This window comes from Azospirillum thiophilum, assembly GCF_001305595.1.
Lineage (GTDB): Bacteria > Pseudomonadota > Alphaproteobacteria > Azospirillales > Azospirillaceae > Azospirillum > Azospirillum thiophilum.
In genome coordinates, this window is the sequence record NZ_CP012402.1 from 916,019 (window position 1) to 933,576 (window position 17,558).

Sequence of the window (17,558 nt, forward strand, 5' to 3'; positions counted from 1 at the left end):
CCGGACATGGACCATTCGGGGCGGGCAGCCGCCCCTGGACATCCATGATCTCCAGTGGACCCCAGGTTGAGGAGCGGCCTTCCGGCCGTACTACGGCATGAGCCTGACCTCGAACGACAATCCCTTCCGCCGGGACATCCCCGACGAGGCACCGGATTCGGCAATGCGGTTCACCTCCTCGGTCCTTCCCTTCCGAATGCGAGCGTCCGCCATGGCGTCGTCCACCGCCCGTCACGCGGCTGCCAACCGCTCCGCCCTGATTCGCAGCTGCCTGTTCGGGGCGCTGGCGAATCTTCTGGTGGCCGGAAGCGCGCTGTACGCCCGGCCGCTGCAGGATGCCCTGTGGACCGATGCCGGCGACGGCGGTCTGCTGCTTCTGGTCGCCATCGCGCTGGGGCTGTTCGCCCTGCATGCCCTGCTCGACTTCGCCCGGACGCGGGAACTGGCGCGGCTGGTACCGGCCGGCGGAGCAGCGGCCTGGCTCGAGCGGATATGGGTGGCGGACGCGGCGTGGGCGCCGGTCCACATCGCGGTGCTGGTTCTGCTGCACCCGCTTCCGGGGGCCTTGGCACTGGCCGGCGTCGCGGCGGCGGCGGCGATGATCGCGGTCGGCGCCACCGGAGCGCCCGCCTCCCCCGCCGACGGTTCCGCCTTCGGCCGGCAGGGCGGGGCCGGCGGCTTCGGTTGCGCCGACTCCTTCCTGGCGGGACTGCGCTTCTGCGAGACCGTCTATCAGGTACTGGTCGTCGGGCTGGCCGCGGCGCTGCTGTTGCACGGCACCCTTCAGCCCGCCCAGTTCGTCGCCGCATCGCTGATCGGCGTCGCCGCGATGCGTGCCGCCACACAGGCCGCCGCCAACTGGCATCGCGGCCGGCAGGTCACGGCGGGCCTGATGCCCGCCGCCGGCTCCCTTTAGAACCTGGGAAGATTCACAACGTGGCAGCCACCGCCGCCACCGCCTTGACCGTCGCGGAAACCACGATGTCCGCTTCCTCCCGCGTCAGGCAGAGCGGCGGGGCGAAGCCCAGGATGTCACCCTGCGGCATGGCGCGGGCAATGACGCCCTGGTCCAGAAGCGCGGCGGACAGGCGCGGCCCGACCTTGGCGTCGGCGGGGAAGAAGCGGCGATCGTCCCGGTCGGCGACGAACTCCACCGCCGCCAGCATGCCCTCGCCGCGCACCTCGCCGACCAGCCGGTGGTTCCCCAGCGCATCGGCCAGCGCGGCGCGGAAATAGCCGCCGGTCTCGCTCGCGTTGGTCACCAGATCGAGCGTGTCGATCAGTTCCAGGTTCGCCACCCCGGCCGCCGCACAGAGCGGGTGCGCCGAATAGGTCCAACCATGGCCGATCGGCCCGAGCTGGTCGGACCCCGTCTCCAGCACCTTCCACACCCGATCGCCCACGATCACGCCCGACAGCGGCGCATAGGCGGAGGTCAGGCCCTTGGCGATGGTGATCAGGTCCGGCCTGATGCCGTAATGGTCTGAGCCGAACGGGCTGCCGAGACGGCCGAACCCGGTCACCACCTCGTCCGCGATCAGCAATATGTCGTACTTGGCGAGCACCGCCTGGATCTTCTCCCAGTAGCCGGCGGGAGGGGGCACGATGCCGCCGGTGCCCAGGACCGGTTCGCCGATGAAGGCGGCGACGGTATCCGGTCCTTCCGATAGAATCATCTCCTCCAGCCTGTCGGCGCAGTGCTGGGAGAATTGCTCCTCCGTCATCGAGCGGTCGGGCCGGCGGAAGTAATAGGGCGCCTCGGTGTGCAGCACCGGCGGGCGCGGCAGGTCGAAGGCCTTGTGGAACAGCTCCAGCCCGGTCAGGCTGCCGGTCATCACGCCAGAGCCATGGTAGCCGCGCCAGCGCGAGATGATCTTCTTCTTCTCCGGCCGGCCGAGGATGTTGTTGTAATACCAGACCAGCTTGATGTTGGTCTCGTTGGCGTCCGACCCCGACAGGCCGAAATAGACACGCGACATGCCGGCGGGCGCCCGGTCGATGATCATCCTGGCGAGGGTGATGGACGGCTCGCTGCCATGGCCGACATAGGCATGGTAGTAGGCGAGCTTGGCGGCCTGCTCGGCGATGGCGTCGGCGATCTCGCGCCGCCCATAGCCGACATTGACGCAGTAGAGGCCGGCGAAGGCGTCCAGGCTGCGCTTGCCGTCACGGTCGGTGATGTAGACGCCTTCGCCCCCGGTGATGACGCGGGTCGGCGTGTCGCCGCGGGCATGCGCCGCCATGTGGGTCGACGGGTGGAAGAAATGGTCGCGGTCCCAGGCGGTCAGCTCGTTGGTCAGGTCGGTCATGGCGGGTCTTTCCGGCAAAGGGGGATGTCGGTTCAGGCGGCGTCGAGGCAGACGTATTTCAGGTCGGTGAAGGCCTCCAGCCCATGGCGCGAGCCTTCGCGGCCCAGGCCGGACTGCTTGACCCCGCCGAAGGGAATCGGCGCGCCGGTGATCTTCACCCGGTTGACCGCCACCATCCCGTATTGCAGCGCCCGCGGCAGGCGCAGGATGCGGTTGGCATCGCGGGTCACCAGATAGGCGACGAGGCCGTAGTCGGTGTCGTTGGCGCGGGCCACCACCTCCGCCTCATCGTCGAAGGGCAGCAGGGCGGCGACCGGGCCGAAGGTTTCCTCGCGCAGGATCAGCGAGTCCGGCGCCACGTCGGCCAGCACGGTCGGGCGGTAGAACAGCGGGCCGGCAGGATGGACGGCGCCGCCGGTCAGGCAGCGGGCACCGCGCGCCACCGCGTCGCGGACATGCTCCGCGCATTTGGCGACGGCAGCCCCATGCATCAGCGGGCCGATCTGCACGTCCGGCTTCAGCCCCGGCCCGACGCGCAGTGCCGCGGTGCGGGCGCTGAAGGCGGCGCAGAAGGCGTCATACAGCGGGCGCTGCACATAGATTCGGTTGGCGGCGAGACAGTCCTGGCCGGAGGTGGCGAACTTCGCGTCGATGGCGATGTCCACCGTCCGCTCCAGGTCGGCGTCGGCGAAGACCAGCAACGGCGCGTGGCCGCCCAGCTCCATCACCAGCCGCTTCATGGTGGGGGCGCAGCGCGCGGCGATGCGGCGGCCGATTTCGGTCGAGCCGGTGAAGCTCATGGCACGGACGCGGGCGTCGTCGCACAGCGCGCCAACCAGCGGCTCCGGCGCACCGGTCAGGATGTTGAGGACGCCGCCGGGGATGCCGGCCCGTTCCGCCAGCTCGGCCAGCGCCAGTGCCGACAGCGGCGTCGCGGAGGCGGCGTGCGCCACCACCGTGCAGCCGGCCGCCAGCGCCGCCGCCGCCTTGCGGGTCAGCATCGCCGACGGGAAGTTCCACGGCGTCGCCACCCCGACGACGCCCAACGGTTCGCGCCGCAGCAGCATTTCGGCGTCCGGCAGATGGCTGGCGACGCTCTCTACCCCCACCCGCTTGGCCTCTTCGGCGTACCATTCGACGAAGGAGGCGGCGTAGTCGATCTCGCCGCGGGATTCGGCGAGCGGCTTGCCCTGCTCCAGCGTCATCAGCAGGGCGAGATCCTCCCTGGCGGCGGTGATGCGGTCGAACCAGTCGCGCAGGCGGGCGGCGCGGTCCTGCGGCAGCCGGGCGCTCCAGGCCGGAAAGGCCGCCGCCGCCGCGGAGATGGCGGCGGTCGCCTGGGGCGCGTTCAGGGCGGCGACGCGGGCGACCGTGCGGCCGCTTGCCGGATCGAATACCGCGAAGGTGGCGCCGTCCGGCGCCGCGGTCCAACGCCCGCCGACATAGGCGAGCTCGCGCAACAAGCGGCGGTCGGACAGGCGGCCGACGGCGTCGTGATGGTCCAGGCGGGAGACCTGCGCGGTCATGGGGGCACCTCCTGCGAAGGGCGGGGGCTGCGGAAAACGGAAACCGGCGCCGGTGCGCCGCTGTCCCGGATCCTAGCGGGGGTGCGGTGGAGAATGTGTCCGAAGCGGGGGCGCGTGGTGGAGAGTGTCTCTTCGTCGGGGCGGGGTCGGAGAGAGAGTCTCTATCGCGGCGGGATCGGCCCGTCCTGCTCCCCCATCAGCGCCTCCAGCGGCATGGCCGGGTCGTCCTTCACCGTCCGCGTCACGATGTAGGTGAAATAGCGGTCGATTCCGGCATCGCCGTCCAGAAGCCGGTCGATGATGCGCTGGTAGGCGTCCACGTCCTGGGCCACCACGCGCAGGATGTAGTCGACCCCGCCGCCGACCGACCAGCAGGAGACGATCCCCGGCTCGGCCCGAACCGCTCGCTCGAACCGGTCGAAGTCGGCTTGCCGGTGGGAGCCCAGCGTCACCTCGACCAGGGCCATGGCGAAGGGCGTCACCTGCCGCAGCGCCAGCCGCGCATGATAGCCGACGACGATTCCGGCCGTCTCCAGCCGGCGCAGCCGGACCCAGCAGGGGGTCGGCGACAGCCCGACCCGCTCGGCCAGCGCCAGCTTGGTGATGCGGCCGTCGCGCTGGATTTCCGCCAGGATGCGCAGGTCGATGGGGTCGAGCTTCAGGTCGGGCATGGGGCGGGCATGGGGTTGGTTGTCCGTTGTGGTGGCGACCGACGATGTCCGCGCTTTTCACCATTGTCAAATGTGATGACTTTGAGCAGAAATGTTGCATGACAAAGTGGCACCCCGATGCATCCGCCTTGAGCAGGCCCGTCTATCTCTCGTTGGCCGACCAGGTGCAACGGGCGATCACCGCAGGGCGATTGGTGGTCGGCGAACAGCTGCCGACCCACCGGCAGCTTGCCGACGAATTGGGCATTTCCGTCCAGACCGTCAGCCGGGCCTATGAGGAACTGATCCGCCGCGGCCTGATCAGCGGCGAGACCGGGCGCGGCACCTTCATCCGCGCCGCGCAGACGGAGGTCGACCCGCCCTACATCCCCCAGCGCACCGACGAGGTGATCGACCTGTCGATCCTGAAACCGGTGTGCGAGCCGCTGCATGTCGAGGCGATGCGCCAGGCACTGGCCGAGTTGTCGGCCAACCTGCCGCCGGCCGTGGTGCTGTCCTTCCGCCCCAACACCCTGTTCGCCCGCCACCGGGCGACGGCGGTGTCGTGGCTGCGCCACTGCGGGGTGGAGGCCGCGGCCGCCAACGTGACCCTGACCAACGGCGCCACTGCCGGCATGACCATCGCCCTGATGGCCGCCGCCCCGCCGGGATCGACCGTGGTGACGGAGGAGGTCGGACACCACACGCTGCTGCCGCTCGCCTCCTATCTCGGCATCAAGCTGCGCGGCGTCGCCATCGACGAGGAGGGGATCCGGCCGGACTCGCTCGACGCCGCCTGCCGGGACGGGGCGGCCAAGGCCCTGTTCGTCATGCCCAATCCGATCAACGCCACCGCCACCCAGATGGGCCACGCCCGGCGCGCCGACATTGCCCGCGTCGCCCGGCACCACAACCTGTCGATCGTGGAGAACGACCCGCTCGGCCCGCTGCTGACCGAACGGCTGCCGCCGCTGGCGGCACTGGCGCCGGAACGGACGCTCTACGTCACCAGCTTCACCAAGTCGGTGATGCCGGGGCTGCGCACCGGCTATCTGGTGGTGCCCGACCGGCTGCTCGCCGCCGTCGCCAACCGGCATCTGGTGACCAACTGGATCGCCACGCCCATCGTCGCCGAGATCGCCACCCGCTGGGTCGAGAGCGGCTTCGCGATGGAGATGGTCGACTGGCAACGCAAGGCGCTGCGCCGCCGGCACGAACTGGCCGCGCAGATCCTGAAGGGGATTCCCCACCGCAGCCACCCCGAGGGGCTGCATCTGTGGCTGCCGCTGGGCGAGGGGCGGCCGGAAGCGACCTTCGTGTCGCATGCCCGCCTCCAGGGCGTCGCGCTGGCGCCGGGATCGGCCTTCGCCATCGGCCCCGGCACGCGGCCCGACGCGCTGCGCGTCTCCATCGGTTCGACCACCGAGGCGGAGCTGCATGCCGGGCTGGGCGTGATCGTCAATCTGCTGAACAGCGACCCGGAGCCGGTGCTGCTCGCCATGTGATTCCCCGCAACGCCGCTATATTGTCATGATTTTATTTTCCAGATTGACATGATTTAAGAGGTTCCGCATCGTTTGGACACATCGGCGGTCGCCAACCATGACAAGGGAAGACCGGTGTGACCGAAACCATCATCGACATCGACCGCGTCACCAAGAGCTACGGCTCGCACACCGTGCTGAAGGATCTGTCCTTTTCGGTGCAGCCGGGCGAGAAGCTCGCTCTGATCGGGCCGTCCGGCTCCGGCAAGACGACGATCCTGCGGACGTTGATGACGCTGGAGACCATCGAAAGCGGCAATATCCGCATCGACGGCGAGAACCTGTTCCATATGGAGCGCCAGGGCCGGCTGGTCCCCGCCGACGAGGCGCATCTGCACCGGATGCGGACCAAGATCGGCATGGTGTTCCAGCTGTTCAACCTATTCCCGCACAAATGCGTGCTGGACAACGTCACGCTGGCGCCGATGCTGACCAAGGGCGTCAAGGCCGCCGATGCCGAACGCCGGGCCATGGAGCTGCTGGACCTCGTCGGGCTCGCCGACAAGGCCCGCGCGATGCCGGCGCAGCTGTCGGGCGGCCAGAAGCAGCGGGTGGCCATCGCCCGTGCCCTGGCGCTGCAACCCCGGATCATGCTGTTCGACGAGGTGACCTCGGCGCTCGACCCCGAATTGGTGGAGGAGGTGCTGAACGTCATGCGGATGCTGGGCTCCACCACCGACATGACCATGCTGCTGGTGACCCACGAGATGAGCTTCGCCCATGATTTCGCCGACCGCGTCCTGTTCTTCGACCGCGGCCGCATCGTGGAGGAAGGGCCGCCGGACATCCTGTTCTCCAATCCGTCCCATGAGCGGACCCAGGCCTTCCTGAAGAAGATCATCGCCGCCGGCCAGCGCATCTGACCCGCAACTGTTCCAAACGCAGGAGAACTCGGCGCCATGGCTGACTGGGCCGGCTATCTGGGCTTGATGCTGAACGGCGCGCTGGTGACGGCGGAACTGACCGTTCTGGGCTGCGCGCTGGCCCTGCCGGTGGCCTTCGCCGCCGGGCTGGGCCGGCTGTCGCGCCTCGGCAGCGTGCGCGCCGTCTCCATCGCCTACATCGAATTCTTCCGCGGCACGTCGATCTTCGTCCAGCTGTTCTGGGCCTATTTCGTCCTGCCGCTGATCGGGGTGACGCTGACGCCGCTGCAGGCCGGCGTGCTGGCGCTCGGGCTGAATGTCGGCGCCTATGGCGCGGAGGTGGTGCGGGCAGCGGTGCAATCCATCGGGCGGGAACAGCACGAGGCCTGCGTCGCGCTGAATCTGACGCGCTGGCAGAGCCTGCGCCACGTCCTGCTGCCGCAGGCGACGGTGGTGATGGTGCCGACCTTCTGCAACAACGCCATCGAACTGCTGAAGGCGACCTCGGTCGTCTCGCTGATCTCGCTCAGCGACCTCACCTTCCAGGCGCAGGTCGTGCGGTCGCAGACCGGCAGCACCGCCCTGCCCTTCCTGACCGTGCTGGTCGTCTATTTCCTCTTCGCCAGCCTGATTTCGTTCGGCATGAAGGCGCTGGAGCGCCGCATGTCCCGCGGCCTCGACGGCCTTCGCATCTGAGCCCGTCCGGGCACATCCGGGCACATCTGGGGAAACCGGCCATGGAATGGGATTGGGACTTCGTCCGCGAAATCATGCCGACGCTGCTGGACGGGCTGCGCATCACGCTGCTGGCCACGCTGCTCGGCTCCGTCCTGGCGGGGGCTGCCGGGCTGGGCTTCGCCCTGCTGCGCCGGTCGAAACGCCGGGCGGTGGCGCGGACCACCGGTTTCGTCGTGGAGTTCATCCGCGGCACGCCCCTGCTGGTGCAGCTCTATTTCCTGTTCTACGTGCTGCCGGAGCTCGGCGTTCTGCTGTCGCCGCTGGCCGCCGGGGTGATCGGGCTCGGCCTGCATTACGCCACCTACACGGCGGAGGTCTTCCGCGCCGGCATCGACAACACGCCGCGCGGCCAGTGGGAGGCGGCGAAGGCCTGCAACCTCACGCCCTACCAGACCTGGCGGCATGTCATCCTGCCGCAGGCGATCCCGCCGATGATCCCGGCGCTGGCGAACTACTTCGTCGCGATGTTCAAGGAGACGCCGCTGCTCTCCGCCATCACGGTGATCGAGCTGATGAGCCAGGCCCGCAGCGTCGCCAACACCAACTACCGCTATCTGGAGCCGATGACGATGGTCGGCGTCCTGTTCCTCTGCATCAGCCTGATCGCGGTGCCTGCCCTCCACATGCTGGAACGCCGTTTCCGGCCGGCCCGCTGATCCCGGAGTTTCCCGAGCCATGTCCCCCATTTCCATCCTGCGCTCCGCCGCGCCGCTGGCCTTCGATGCCCGTCCGGTCGAAAAGCGCATCGGTCTGGTCGTGCTGGCGACCGACCACACCACGGAACCCGACTTCCGCCGCATGGTCGCCGGCGAGCGGATCGGCGTCTACACCGCGCGCATTGCCTACGCCAACCCGACGACGCCGGAGAATCTGCGCCGCATGCAGCCCCGCCTTGCCGAGGGTGCCGCGCTGATCCTGCCCGACGAGCCGTTGGACGCCATCTGCTATTCCTGCACCTCGGCCAGCGTCGTCATGGGCGATGCTGCGATTGAGGCCGCCATTGCGGCGGTCAAGCCGGGCGTTCCGGTCATCACCCCGCCTGCCGCCGCCCGTCGCGGCCTGACGGCGCTCGGTGCCCGGCGCATCGCCGTGTTGACTCCCTACACCGAGGAGACCAGCCGGCCGATGGCAACCTATTTCGCCGGGCACGGCTTCGACATCGCGCGCTTCACCTGTTTCGGCCTGGACGACGACCGGGAAATGGCGCGCATCGCGCCGGCCAGTCTGGTGCGGGCCGCGGTGGAAGCGATGCCGGCCGATGCGGACGCGCTGTTCATCTCCTGCACCGCCCTGCGCTCCGCCGCCGTCGCCGCGGAGATCGAGGCCATCATCGGCCGTCCGGTGGTCACCAGCAATCAGGCCACCGCCTGGACCGCGCTGCGCCTGTGCGGCGACGACCGGCCCCGGCCGGACGGCGGACGGCTGATGACCCTGCCGCTGCCGGGGGAGGCGTGGACATGACCGGCCCCGGCAGCGGCTCCGGCATCGGCCTTGAGGACGTCTTCCGCGCCCGTGCCCGGCTGGCCGGACGGATCGAGAGGACGCCGACCGTCGCTTCGCCCGGCCTGACCGCGCGCTGCGGCGCTCCGGTCTTCCTGAAGCTGGAGACCCGCCAGACCACCGGCAGCTTCAAGCTGCGCGGCGCCACCAACGCGCTGTCCGCCCTGCCGCGCACGGCGCTGGCGACGGGGGTCGCGGCGGCCTCCACCGGCAACCATGGTCGGGCGCTCGCCCATGCCGCCGCCGAGGCCGGCATCCGCTGCGTCGTCTGCATGTCGGCACTGGTGCCCGCCAACAAGGTCGAGGCGATCCGCGCGCTGGGCGCCGAGATTCGCATCGTCGGCCGGTCCCAGGACGATGCCCAGCAGGAAGTCGACCGGCTGGTCCGCGAGGAGGGATTCGCCACCGTCCCCCCCTTCGACCATGCCGATGTCATCGCCGGACAGGGCACGCTGGGGTTGGAGATCGTCGAGGCGGTGCCGGATGTCGAGCTGGTGCTGGTGCCACTGTCCGGCGGCGGGCTGGCCGGTGGCGTCGCGCTGGCTGTCAAGGCGCTGCGGCCCATGGCGCGGGTCGTCGGCGTCTCGATGGAGCGGGGAGCCGCCATGCATGCCAGCCTGAAGGCCGGGCGTCCGGTCCTGGTCGAGGAGTTGGAGACGCTGGCGGATTCGCTCGGCGGCGGCATCGGGCTGGACAACCGCCACACCCACCGCCTCGCCGCCGCGCTGCTCGACGAGGTCGTGCTGCTGACCGAGGCCGAGATCGCCACCGGCATCGCCCACGCCTATGCCGCCGAGCAGGAGATCGTCGAGGGGGCCGGCGCCGTCGGCATCGCCGCCCTGCTCGCCGGCAAGGCCGTTCCGCGCGGCCCGGCCGTCGCCCTGCTGTCTGGCCGCAACATCGCCATGGACCTGCACCGCCGCATCATCACCGGAGGCGTCCCATGCCCCGCATGACCATCCTGACCGAAGCGGAGCTGCGGCGCATCCTGCCGCTCGACCGCGACGCGACGACTTGCGTCGAGGACGCCTTCCTGGCTCTGGCCACCTGTCCGGTGGCGATGCCGCCGATCCTGCGGCTCGACATCCCGGACCATGCCGGCGGCAGCGGGGGAGAGGTCGACGTCAAGACCGCCTATGTCCCGGGACTGGACGGTTTCGCCATCAAGATCAGCCCCGGCTTCTTCGGCAATCCGGCGCTCGGGCTGCCCAGCGTCAACGGGCTGATGGTGCTGCTGAGCAGCCGGACCGGGCTTGTGGAATGCCTGCTGCTCGACAACGGATATCTCACCGATGTGCGGACCGCGGCAGCCGGGGCGGTCGCCGCCAGGCATCTGTCGCGCCCCGACAGCGCCGTCGCCACGATCTTCGGGGCCGGTGTCCAGGCGGCCCTGCAGTTGGAGGCGCTGACCCTGGTCCGCCCGATCCGCGAAGCCCGCCTGTGGGCCCGCCAGCCGGAGCGCGCCGCCGCCACCGCCGCCCGCCTGTCGGACTGGCTCGGCATCCCGGTGCACGCCGTCGCCGACGGGCGGGCGGCGGTCGCCGGGGCCGACATCGTCGTCACCACCACCCCGGCCGAACGGCCGATCCTGATGGCGGACTGGCTGGAGCCGGGCCAGCACGTCACCGCCATGGGATCGGATGCCGAGCACAAGAACGAACTCGACCCTGCCGTCTTCGACCGGGCCATCCTCTACGTCGCCGACAGCCTGAAGCAGACCCGCCGGCTGGGCGAACTGCACCACGCGATCTCAGCCGGGGCGGTCGCCGCCGACCGCGACTTTCCCGAGTTGGGCGCGGTCATCGCCGGGCAGGCCGCGGGCCGCACCGCACCCGATGCCATAACCGTCTGCGACCTCACCGGAACCGGCGTCCAGGACACCGCAATCGCCACGCTGGCGCGCAGCCGGGCCCTGGCGGCCGGCGCCGGCACAATCTTCGACGCCTGACCAACGCCTCTTCTCAAGCGAGAGACCCGAACATGCTGGAACCGACGCTGAACTTCAGCCGGGCCGAGTACGCGGCGCGGCTGGACAAGACCCGTGCGGCCATGGACAAGGCCGGCATCGAGCTGCTGATCGTCACCGACCCGTCGAACATGGCCTGGCTGACCGGCTATGACGGCTGGTCCTTCTACGTCCACCAATGCGTGATCGTGCCGCCGCAAGGCGACCCGCTCTGGTACGGCCGCGGCCAGGACGCCAACGGTGCCAAGCGCACCGCCTATCTCGCCCATGACGACATCATCGGCTATCCCGACCATTACGTGCAGTCCACCGAACGCCACCCGATGGACCTGCTGTCGAAGATCCTGGAGGACCGCGGCTGGGGGGCGCTCGCCATCGGCGTCGAGATGGACAATTACTGGTTCACCGCCGCTGCCTTCCAGTCTCTGACCACCCATCTGCCCAACGCCCGCTTCAGGAACGCGACGGCGCTGGTCAACTGGCAGCGCGCGGTGAAGAGTGCCCAGGAGCTCGACTACATGCGCAAGGCGGCGCGCATCGTCGAGGCGATGCATGCCCGCATCGTCGACCGGGTCGAGCCGGGAATGCGCAAATGCGACCTCGTCGCCGAGATCTACGACGCCGGCATCCGCGGCGTGGCCGGCGCGGGGGGAACCGAGGGCTTCGGCGGTGACTACCCGGCCATCGTCCCGCTGTTGCCGTCGGGCGCCGATGCCTCGGCCCCGCATCTGACCTGGGACGACCGGCCGATGAAGCTCGGCGAGGGAACCTTCTTCGAGATTGCCGGCTGCTACAAGCGCTACCACTGCCCGCTGTCGCGCACCGTCTTCCTCGGCAAGCCGACCCAGGCCTTCCTCGACGCCGAGAAGGCGACGCTGGAGGGGATGGAGGCCGGGCTCGCCGCCGCCAAGCCGGGCAACCTGTGCGAGGACATCGCCAACGCCTTCTTCGCCGTCCTGAAGAAGTACGGCATCACCAAGGACAACCGCACCGGCTACCCGATCGGCCTCAGCTACCCGCCGGACTGGGGCGAGCGCACCATGAGCCTGCGTCCCGGCGACCGGACGGTGTTGGAACCCGGCATGACGTTCCATTTCATGACCGGCCTGTGGCTGGAGGACATGGGGCTGGAGATCACCGAAAGCATCGCCATCACCGACAGCGGCGTCGAATGCCTCGCCGACGTGCCGCGCAAGCTGTTCGTGAAGGGCTGACGACGATGCCCGCAATGACGGCGACCGCCACGCTTGCCCCCTCCCCCGTCATGCCGACCGTCGACTTCGAGCGCGACGGCGTGCAGCACGGCTTCCTGCGGCTGCCCTACAGCCGGGACGATTCCGCCTGGGGCTCGGTGATGACCCCGATCACCGTGGTCCGCAACGGATCCGGCCCGACCGCGCTGCTGACCGGGGCCAACCACGGCGACGAGTATGAGGGCGCGGTCGCGCTGTTCGACCTCGCCCGGTCGCTGACCGCCGACCGGGTCGCCGGCCGGGTCATCATCGTCCCGGCGATGAATTATCCGGCCTTCCAGGCGGGCACCCGCACCTCGCCCATCGACAGGGGCAACCTGAACCGCAGCTTTCCGGGACGCCCGGACGGCACGGTGACGCAGAAGATCGCGGATTACTTCAACCGCGTGCTTCTGCCGATGGCCGATCTGGTGATGGACATCCATTCCGGCGGCAAGACGCTGGATTTCGTGCCCTTCGCCGCTGCCCACATCCTGCCCGACAAGGACCAGGAGGCGCGCTGCTTCGCCGCAGTGGCGGCCTTCGCCGCGCCCTATTCCATGCGCATGCTGGAGATCGACGCGGTCGGCATGTACGACACCGCGGCGGAGGAGCAGGGCAAGATCTTCGTCACCACCGAGCTGGGTGGCGGCGGCACCGGCCGGGCGGAGACCATCGCCATCGCCAAGCGCGGCGTCCGCAACGTCCTGCGCCATGCCGGCATCCTGGCGGACGGCCAAGCGGTGGAGAAGGCGCCCGGCCGCTGGCTCGACATGCCGTCGGCCGACTGCTTCCGCTTCGCCGAGGACAGCGGCCTGATCGAAGCCTGCGTCGATCTGGGCCAGCCGGTGCGGGCGGGCGACCTGCTGGCCCGCATCCACCCCATCGGCCGCACCGGGCTGGCGCCCGCCGAATACCGGGCGGCGCTGGACGGCATCCTGGCCGCCCGCCATTTCCCCGGCCTGGTCAAGGCCGGCGACTGCATCGCGGTGGTCGGAACGGTCGAGGACTGACGTCGAAGGACCGACCGCCGCCACCGCCTGGAACCCGCCCCGGAAGAGGGCGGGCATGCTGAAGAACGGGATCGACACCGACCAAACAGGGGCCGGCGTACCGACGGGGGCGCCGGCCGGGCACTCATCGAAACACGAAAAGGGACGGCCGACATGAAACACTCCACCATCGCCCGCAAGCTGGGTATCATCGCGGCCGCAACGGCGGCATCGATGACGCTCGCCGCACCGGCGCTCGCCGCCGACACGCTGGAGACGCTGCGCGAGCAGGGCTTCGCCCGCATCGGCATCGCCAACGAGCCGCCCTATACCGCCGTCAAGCCCGACGGCACCGTGTCGGGCGCCGCCCCCGACGTCGCCCGTGCGGTGATGAAGAAGCTGGGGGTCGATGACGTCGTCGCCTCGATCTCCGAATATGGCGCGATGATCCCCGGCCTGCAGGCCCGCCGCTTCGACGCCGTCACCGCCGGCCTGTTCATGAAGCCGGAGCGCTGCAAGGCCGTCGCCTATTCCGAGCCGATCCTCTGCGACGCCGAAGCCTTCGCCCTGAAGAAGGGCAATCCGCTGAACCTGGCCTCCTACGAGGACATCGCCAAGAACCCCAAGGCCAGGATCGGCGCTCCCGGCGGCGGCACCGAGGAAAAGCTGGCGCTGCAGGCCGGCGTGCCGCGCGACCGCGTCATCGTGGTCCCCGATCCGCAGAGCGGCCTGAAGATGCTCCAGGACGGCCGCATCGACGTCTATTCGCTGCCGGTGCTGTCGATCAACGATCTGGTGGCCAAGGCCAAGGATCCGAACGTCGAGGTGGTCGCCCCGGTCAAGGGCGCCCCGGTCTATTGCGACGGCGCCGCCTTCCGCAAGCAGGACACCGCGCTGCGCGATGCGTTCGACAAGGTGTTGGCCGAGATGAAGGCGTCCGGCGAGTTCGCGAAGATCATCGAGCCCTACGGCTTCTCCGCCGAGGCGGCGAAGCAGACCTCGCGCGAGAAGCTCTGCGCCGCCTCCAACTGAGCGGCCCTGCCACCGCGACGGCCCGGACCGAACTTTCGGGCCCTCGCGGCGATCAGGCGCTCCGGTCGATGATCCCGCTGAGGTGAACGGCGAGTTCGACGGAAAAGCGCCGGTCGGGGCTCTCCACGTCGATGCCGAACAGCTCGGCGATGCGCGTCAGCCGATAGCGCAGCGTGGTGACATGCACGCCGAGCAGGTCGGAACAGGCCTTGGTCCGGCATCCGGCCTTCAGATAGGCGGCGAGCGTCTCCATGTAGGGCGTCCCGTGCCGGCGGTCGTACTCGATCAGGCCGCCGATGCTGTCGGCGACATAGCCGCGCACCTCATCAGTGCTGGCCGCGGCCAGCAGCATGGGCAGCGGGCCGAACTGACGAGTGTCCAGCACGCCGGAACGGCCGAACTCCTCGGCGATGCGGATCATCCGCCAGGACCGTTCCCACGCCTCCGCATAGTCCGGAGGCGACGCGCAGCGGCCCGTGAGCAGGACGAAGGGTTCGACCTGCAGGATGCCGGCGATGTCGCGCACGATCTGCGCCATCAGCCGCTTGACCGGCCCCTGGCTGCGCTCGTCGGTCGCGGGAATGAGGCAGACCAGCCCGGCCGGAACGGCGACGAGCGTGCCGGCGACGCCGTGCAGCGGCAGCAGCCGCTGGACCGGAAGATGGAGGTCGGCCGCCGCGCTGACCGCCTTCGGGCTGCGGTCGGGCAGGCCGACCACGATCATCTGGGACGGCAGGTCGAGGTTGAGGCCGAGCCGCAGGGCGCGCTGGCCGATGTCGCGGTGATCCCGCCAGCGACGTTCCACCAGTTCCAGGAACAGGTCGGTGAGCGTCCGGTTCTCGTAGCGGAAGCGGATGACGTTGCGCAGCATCTGGATGCTGAGCGCGTGCTTGATGCCGTCGAGCAGGAGCTGGTCGGCCTGGCCGTAGGGCTGGGCGCCCGGAAAGATCATCAGCGCGCCGACCGTCTCGCCATCGGCGGTCAGCGGGTCGATGCGCGGCGCGGTGCGGATGCGCTTGCCGCCGACCTCCCAGAACAGGGTCGGCACGGTGGCTACGGGGTGGTCGACGGCATCGCGCGCCGCCTTCATGATGGCGGGGCCGAGGCTGGCCGCGACCGCGGCCTGCCAGTCGGCGTCGGCGATGCCGCTGCCGCAGGGCGCGCGGTCGGCGGTGACGAGGTTGGCGGTGAAGTCGACGATGACGATGGAATAGGGCAGCAGGTCGCGGATGCGCGGCAGGAGCGTGGCCATCGCCCCATCCTCCAGCGCCTGGCGCAGCAGCGAGGTATGGACCTCCAGCGCCCGTTGCAGCCGCTCGGCGGCCAGGGTTTCCTCGCGCAGCCGGCGCTGGCGCTCCACCGCGATCTCGCCAAGCTGGACGATCATGCCGATGAAGGTCAGATCCTCTTCGCTCACCTCGGCGATGGCGCGGGACACGACGCTGAGCACCAGCGGCCGGCCGTCGTCGTCGGTGCAGTTCATCGGCACGACCAGCACGCTGTGGTAGTCGCGCTCGAACGCCTCCCGTCGATAGCCGGGGAACTCCTCCGACACCCGGGCGTCGCGGATGAACACCGGCTCGTTCCGCCGCAGGGCGACCAGCGACGGGCTGGTCGCCAGCTCCCAGCGGTCGGGCAACGGGCGCTGGATCAGCGTCGGATCATGGCGGACGACGACCAGGGCATGGCCATGCTCGACATCCACCGCCATGATCGATCCCATCGACCAGTTGGCATGCCGGCAGGCGGCCAGGACCAGGCGCTGGAGCACCGTCGCCAAATCCCCGCCTGAATTGATCAGGCTTGCCACCACCCGCAGCGACTGGATACGCGACGTCTCGACCAAGATTCCTCCGCCGGTGGGGCAGGTCCACTCTAAACCCGCCCGACTCTAACCCGACACCGATACTCGGAAAAGGCTGGAACGTCAGCGCCCTTCCGGCGGTTCCATGCCCGGCTGTCCGCTGCCCGGATGGTCGGTGGCGGAATGCGGGTTGGAAATCGCGGCGCCGGTCATGCTGTCGGGGGGCAGCGGGCGGAAGGGCGGACGTCCGGGCCGGTGCTCCCGCTCCCGCAGCATGCGGCGGATCAGGACGAAGCCGGCCAGCCCAGCACAGCCGGCGGCGGCATAGACGAACAGGCCGGACGGGCCGAACGCCTCCATCAGCAGGGCGCCCGGAACGGGGCCTACCATCGCTCCGGCCGCCCAGACGATCAGCAGGCCGCTGACCGTCGGCACGATACGGCCCGGCGGCACCACGTCGCAGGCGTGGGCGACGCACAGGGCGTAGAGGCACAGGAGCTGACTGCCCCACAGGGCGAAGCCCGCCCATACGACCCATGCCGGGCTTCCGGCCGGCAACAACGCCAATCCGGCCGACAGGATAGTCCCGACAACCGCCACCGCCGCAATCACGATGCGCCGGTCCCGCCGGTCCGACAGCAGGCCGAGCGGCCATTGGGCGAGAAGGCTGCCGCCCTGGAGCGCGACGAGCAGCGCCGCGGCGGCCGATTCCGACAGGCCGACGCGCAGCCCGTACAGCGGGGCGAACGCCATCATCGTGCCGGTCACGACGCCGACCGCGAAGCAGCCGACCAGGGCGGACGGCGCCACCCGGAACAGCTGCCGCAAATCGAGCGTGACGGCCGTCGGCAGGGCCGGAAGAGCCGGCCGGGCGACGGCGACCGGCAGCACCGACAGCAGGATCAGCAGGATCAGCAGCCGGAACGGCTGGTCGCCGCCGGGGTCGATCAGGAGGGGGCCGGCCATCAGCGCCAGCTTGGTGGTGACCATGTAGACCGCCAGGATCCGGCCGCGGTTGCCGTCCTGCGATCCCGAGCCGATCCAACCCTCGATCACGGTGAACAGCCCGGCGAAGCCCACGCCAGTCGCCGCCCGCAGCAGGATCCAGCCGATCCGGCCGTCGGCCAGCGGCAAGGCCAGGGCCAGGATCGCCATCAGGGCGGCCAGCCCGGCATAGGCGCGGACGAAGCCGAGCTTGCGGACCACCCTGGGGGCGATCAGGCAGCCGGCGGCGAAGCCGACGCCGTAGCCGGACGCGACCATGCCGATGTCGGCCGCCGACAGACCCTGGGCCTGCATGCGCAGCGGCAGAAGGGCCTGGAGCAGCCCGTTGCCCGCCTGCATCAGGACGGCGGCCGACATGACCGGCAGCAGCGGCGGCATCAACAGCCGTGTCCCCGGC

16 protein-coding genes are annotated in these 17,558 nt (G+C 70.0%); 11 read left to right on the forward strand and 5 right to left on the reverse strand.

Annotated features, from left to right (window positions below; translation table 11 throughout):
* Positions 1-211 precede the first annotated feature (211 nt).
* Positions 212-916, forward strand: a complete 705-nt coding sequence (locus AL072_RS17635; RefSeq protein ID WP_082109073.1) for a hypothetical protein — start codon at positions 212-214, stop codon at positions 914-916.
* Between the two features lie 13 nt (positions 917-929).
* Here the strand turns inward: AL072_RS17635 and AL072_RS17640 are convergent, their stop codons facing one another.
* The 3 genes from AL072_RS17640 to AL072_RS17650 form a co-directional block, all read right to left on the reverse strand.
* Complete coding sequence (locus tag AL072_RS17640) at positions 930-2,309, reverse strand: aspartate aminotransferase family protein (RefSeq protein WP_045582974.1); 1,380 nt, start codon at positions 2,307-2,309, stop codon at positions 930-932.
* Positions 2,310-2,341: 32 nt separating this feature from the next.
* Positions 2,342-3,835, reverse strand: coding sequence for an NAD-dependent succinate-semialdehyde dehydrogenase (locus tag AL072_RS17645; protein ID WP_045582973.1), 1,494 nt, complete (start codon positions 3,833-3,835; stop codon positions 2,342-2,344).
* 161 nt (positions 3,836-3,996) lie between these two features.
* Positions 3,997-4,506, reverse strand: a complete 510-nt coding sequence (locus tag AL072_RS17650) for an Lrp/AsnC family transcriptional regulator (protein ID WP_063840354.1) — start codon at positions 4,504-4,506, stop codon at positions 3,997-3,999.
* 128 nt (positions 4,507-4,634) lie between these two features.
* On the opposite strand from AL072_RS17650, the gene ehuR reads away from it, so the two are divergent.
* The 10 genes from ehuR (at position 4,635) to ehuB (ending at position 14,352) form a co-directional block, all read left to right on the forward strand.
* Positions 4,635-5,990, forward strand: coding sequence for a MocR-like ectoine utilization transcription factor EhuR (gene ehuR, locus AL072_RS17655; RefSeq protein ID WP_200909826.1), 1,356 nt, complete (start codon positions 4,635-4,637; stop codon positions 5,988-5,990).
* Positions 5,991-6,106: 116 nt separating this feature from the next.
* A complete protein-coding gene (ehuA, locus tag AL072_RS17660) occupies positions 6,107-6,892 on the forward strand; it encodes an ectoine/hydroxyectoine ABC transporter ATP-binding protein EhuA (protein ID WP_045582971.1) in 786 nt (261 codons plus the stop codon).
* A 36-nt stretch (positions 6,893-6,928) separates the two neighbouring features.
* Positions 6,929-7,588 carry an ectoine/hydroxyectoine ABC transporter permease subunit EhuC gene (gene ehuC, locus AL072_RS17665; RefSeq protein ID WP_045582970.1) on the forward strand — a complete coding sequence of 220 codons (660 nt, stop codon included), beginning with the start codon at positions 6,929-6,931 and terminating at the stop codon, positions 7,586-7,588.
* Between the two features lie 41 nt (positions 7,589-7,629).
* Positions 7,630-8,286 carry an ectoine/hydroxyectoine ABC transporter permease subunit EhuD gene (ehuD, locus tag AL072_RS17670; protein ID WP_045582969.1) on the forward strand — a complete coding sequence of 219 codons (657 nt, stop codon included), beginning with the start codon at positions 7,630-7,632 and terminating at the stop codon, positions 8,284-8,286.
* A 19-nt stretch (positions 8,287-8,305) separates the two neighbouring features.
* The gene (eutA, locus tag AL072_RS17675; RefSeq protein ID WP_045582968.1) at positions 8,306-9,091 is read left to right on the forward strand and encodes an ectoine utilization protein EutA; all 786 of its coding nucleotides are present in this window, start codon (positions 8,306-8,308) and stop codon (positions 9,089-9,091) included.
* Complete coding sequence (gene eutB, locus AL072_RS17680) at positions 9,088-10,086, forward strand: hydroxyectoine utilization dehydratase EutB (protein ID WP_045582967.1); 999 nt, start codon at positions 9,088-9,090, stop codon at positions 10,084-10,086. Before eutA ends, eutB begins: the two co-directional genes overlap by 4 nt.
* Positions 10,074-11,078, forward strand: a complete 1,005-nt coding sequence (eutC, locus tag AL072_RS17685) for an ectoine utilization protein EutC (RefSeq protein ID WP_045582966.1) — start codon at positions 10,074-10,076, stop codon at positions 11,076-11,078. The genes eutB and eutC overlap by 13 nt, the downstream gene beginning before the upstream one ends.
* A gap of 32 nt (positions 11,079-11,110) precedes the next feature.
* Entirely contained in the window at positions 11,111-12,310 is a 1,200-nt protein-coding gene (gene doeA, locus AL072_RS17690) for an ectoine hydrolase DoeA (protein ID WP_045582965.1), read from the forward strand.
* 5 nt (positions 12,311-12,315) lie between these two features.
* Positions 12,316-13,341, forward strand: a complete 1,026-nt coding sequence (gene doeB, locus AL072_RS17695; RefSeq protein WP_245636834.1) for a N(2)-acetyl-L-2,4-diaminobutanoate deacetylase DoeB — start codon at positions 12,316-12,318, stop codon at positions 13,339-13,341.
* 153 nt (positions 13,342-13,494) lie between these two features.
* Positions 13,495-14,352, forward strand: coding sequence for an ectoine/hydroxyectoine ABC transporter substrate-binding protein EhuB (ehuB, locus tag AL072_RS17700; RefSeq protein ID WP_045582963.1), 858 nt, complete (start codon positions 13,495-13,497; stop codon positions 14,350-14,352).
* 52 nt (positions 14,353-14,404) lie between these two features.
* Here ehuB and AL072_RS17705 read toward each other — a convergent pair whose 3' ends face one another.
* Both AL072_RS17705 and AL072_RS17710 read right to left on the reverse strand, forming a co-directional pair.
* Positions 14,405-16,198, reverse strand: coding sequence for a helix-turn-helix domain-containing protein (locus AL072_RS17705; protein WP_045582962.1), 1,794 nt, complete (start codon positions 16,196-16,198; stop codon positions 14,405-14,407).
* An 81-nt stretch (positions 16,199-16,279) separates the two neighbouring features.
* A complete protein-coding gene (locus tag AL072_RS17710; protein WP_045582961.1) occupies positions 16,280-17,539 on the reverse strand; it encodes an MFS transporter in 1,260 nt (419 codons plus the stop codon).
* Positions 17,540-17,558 lie beyond the last annotated feature (19 nt).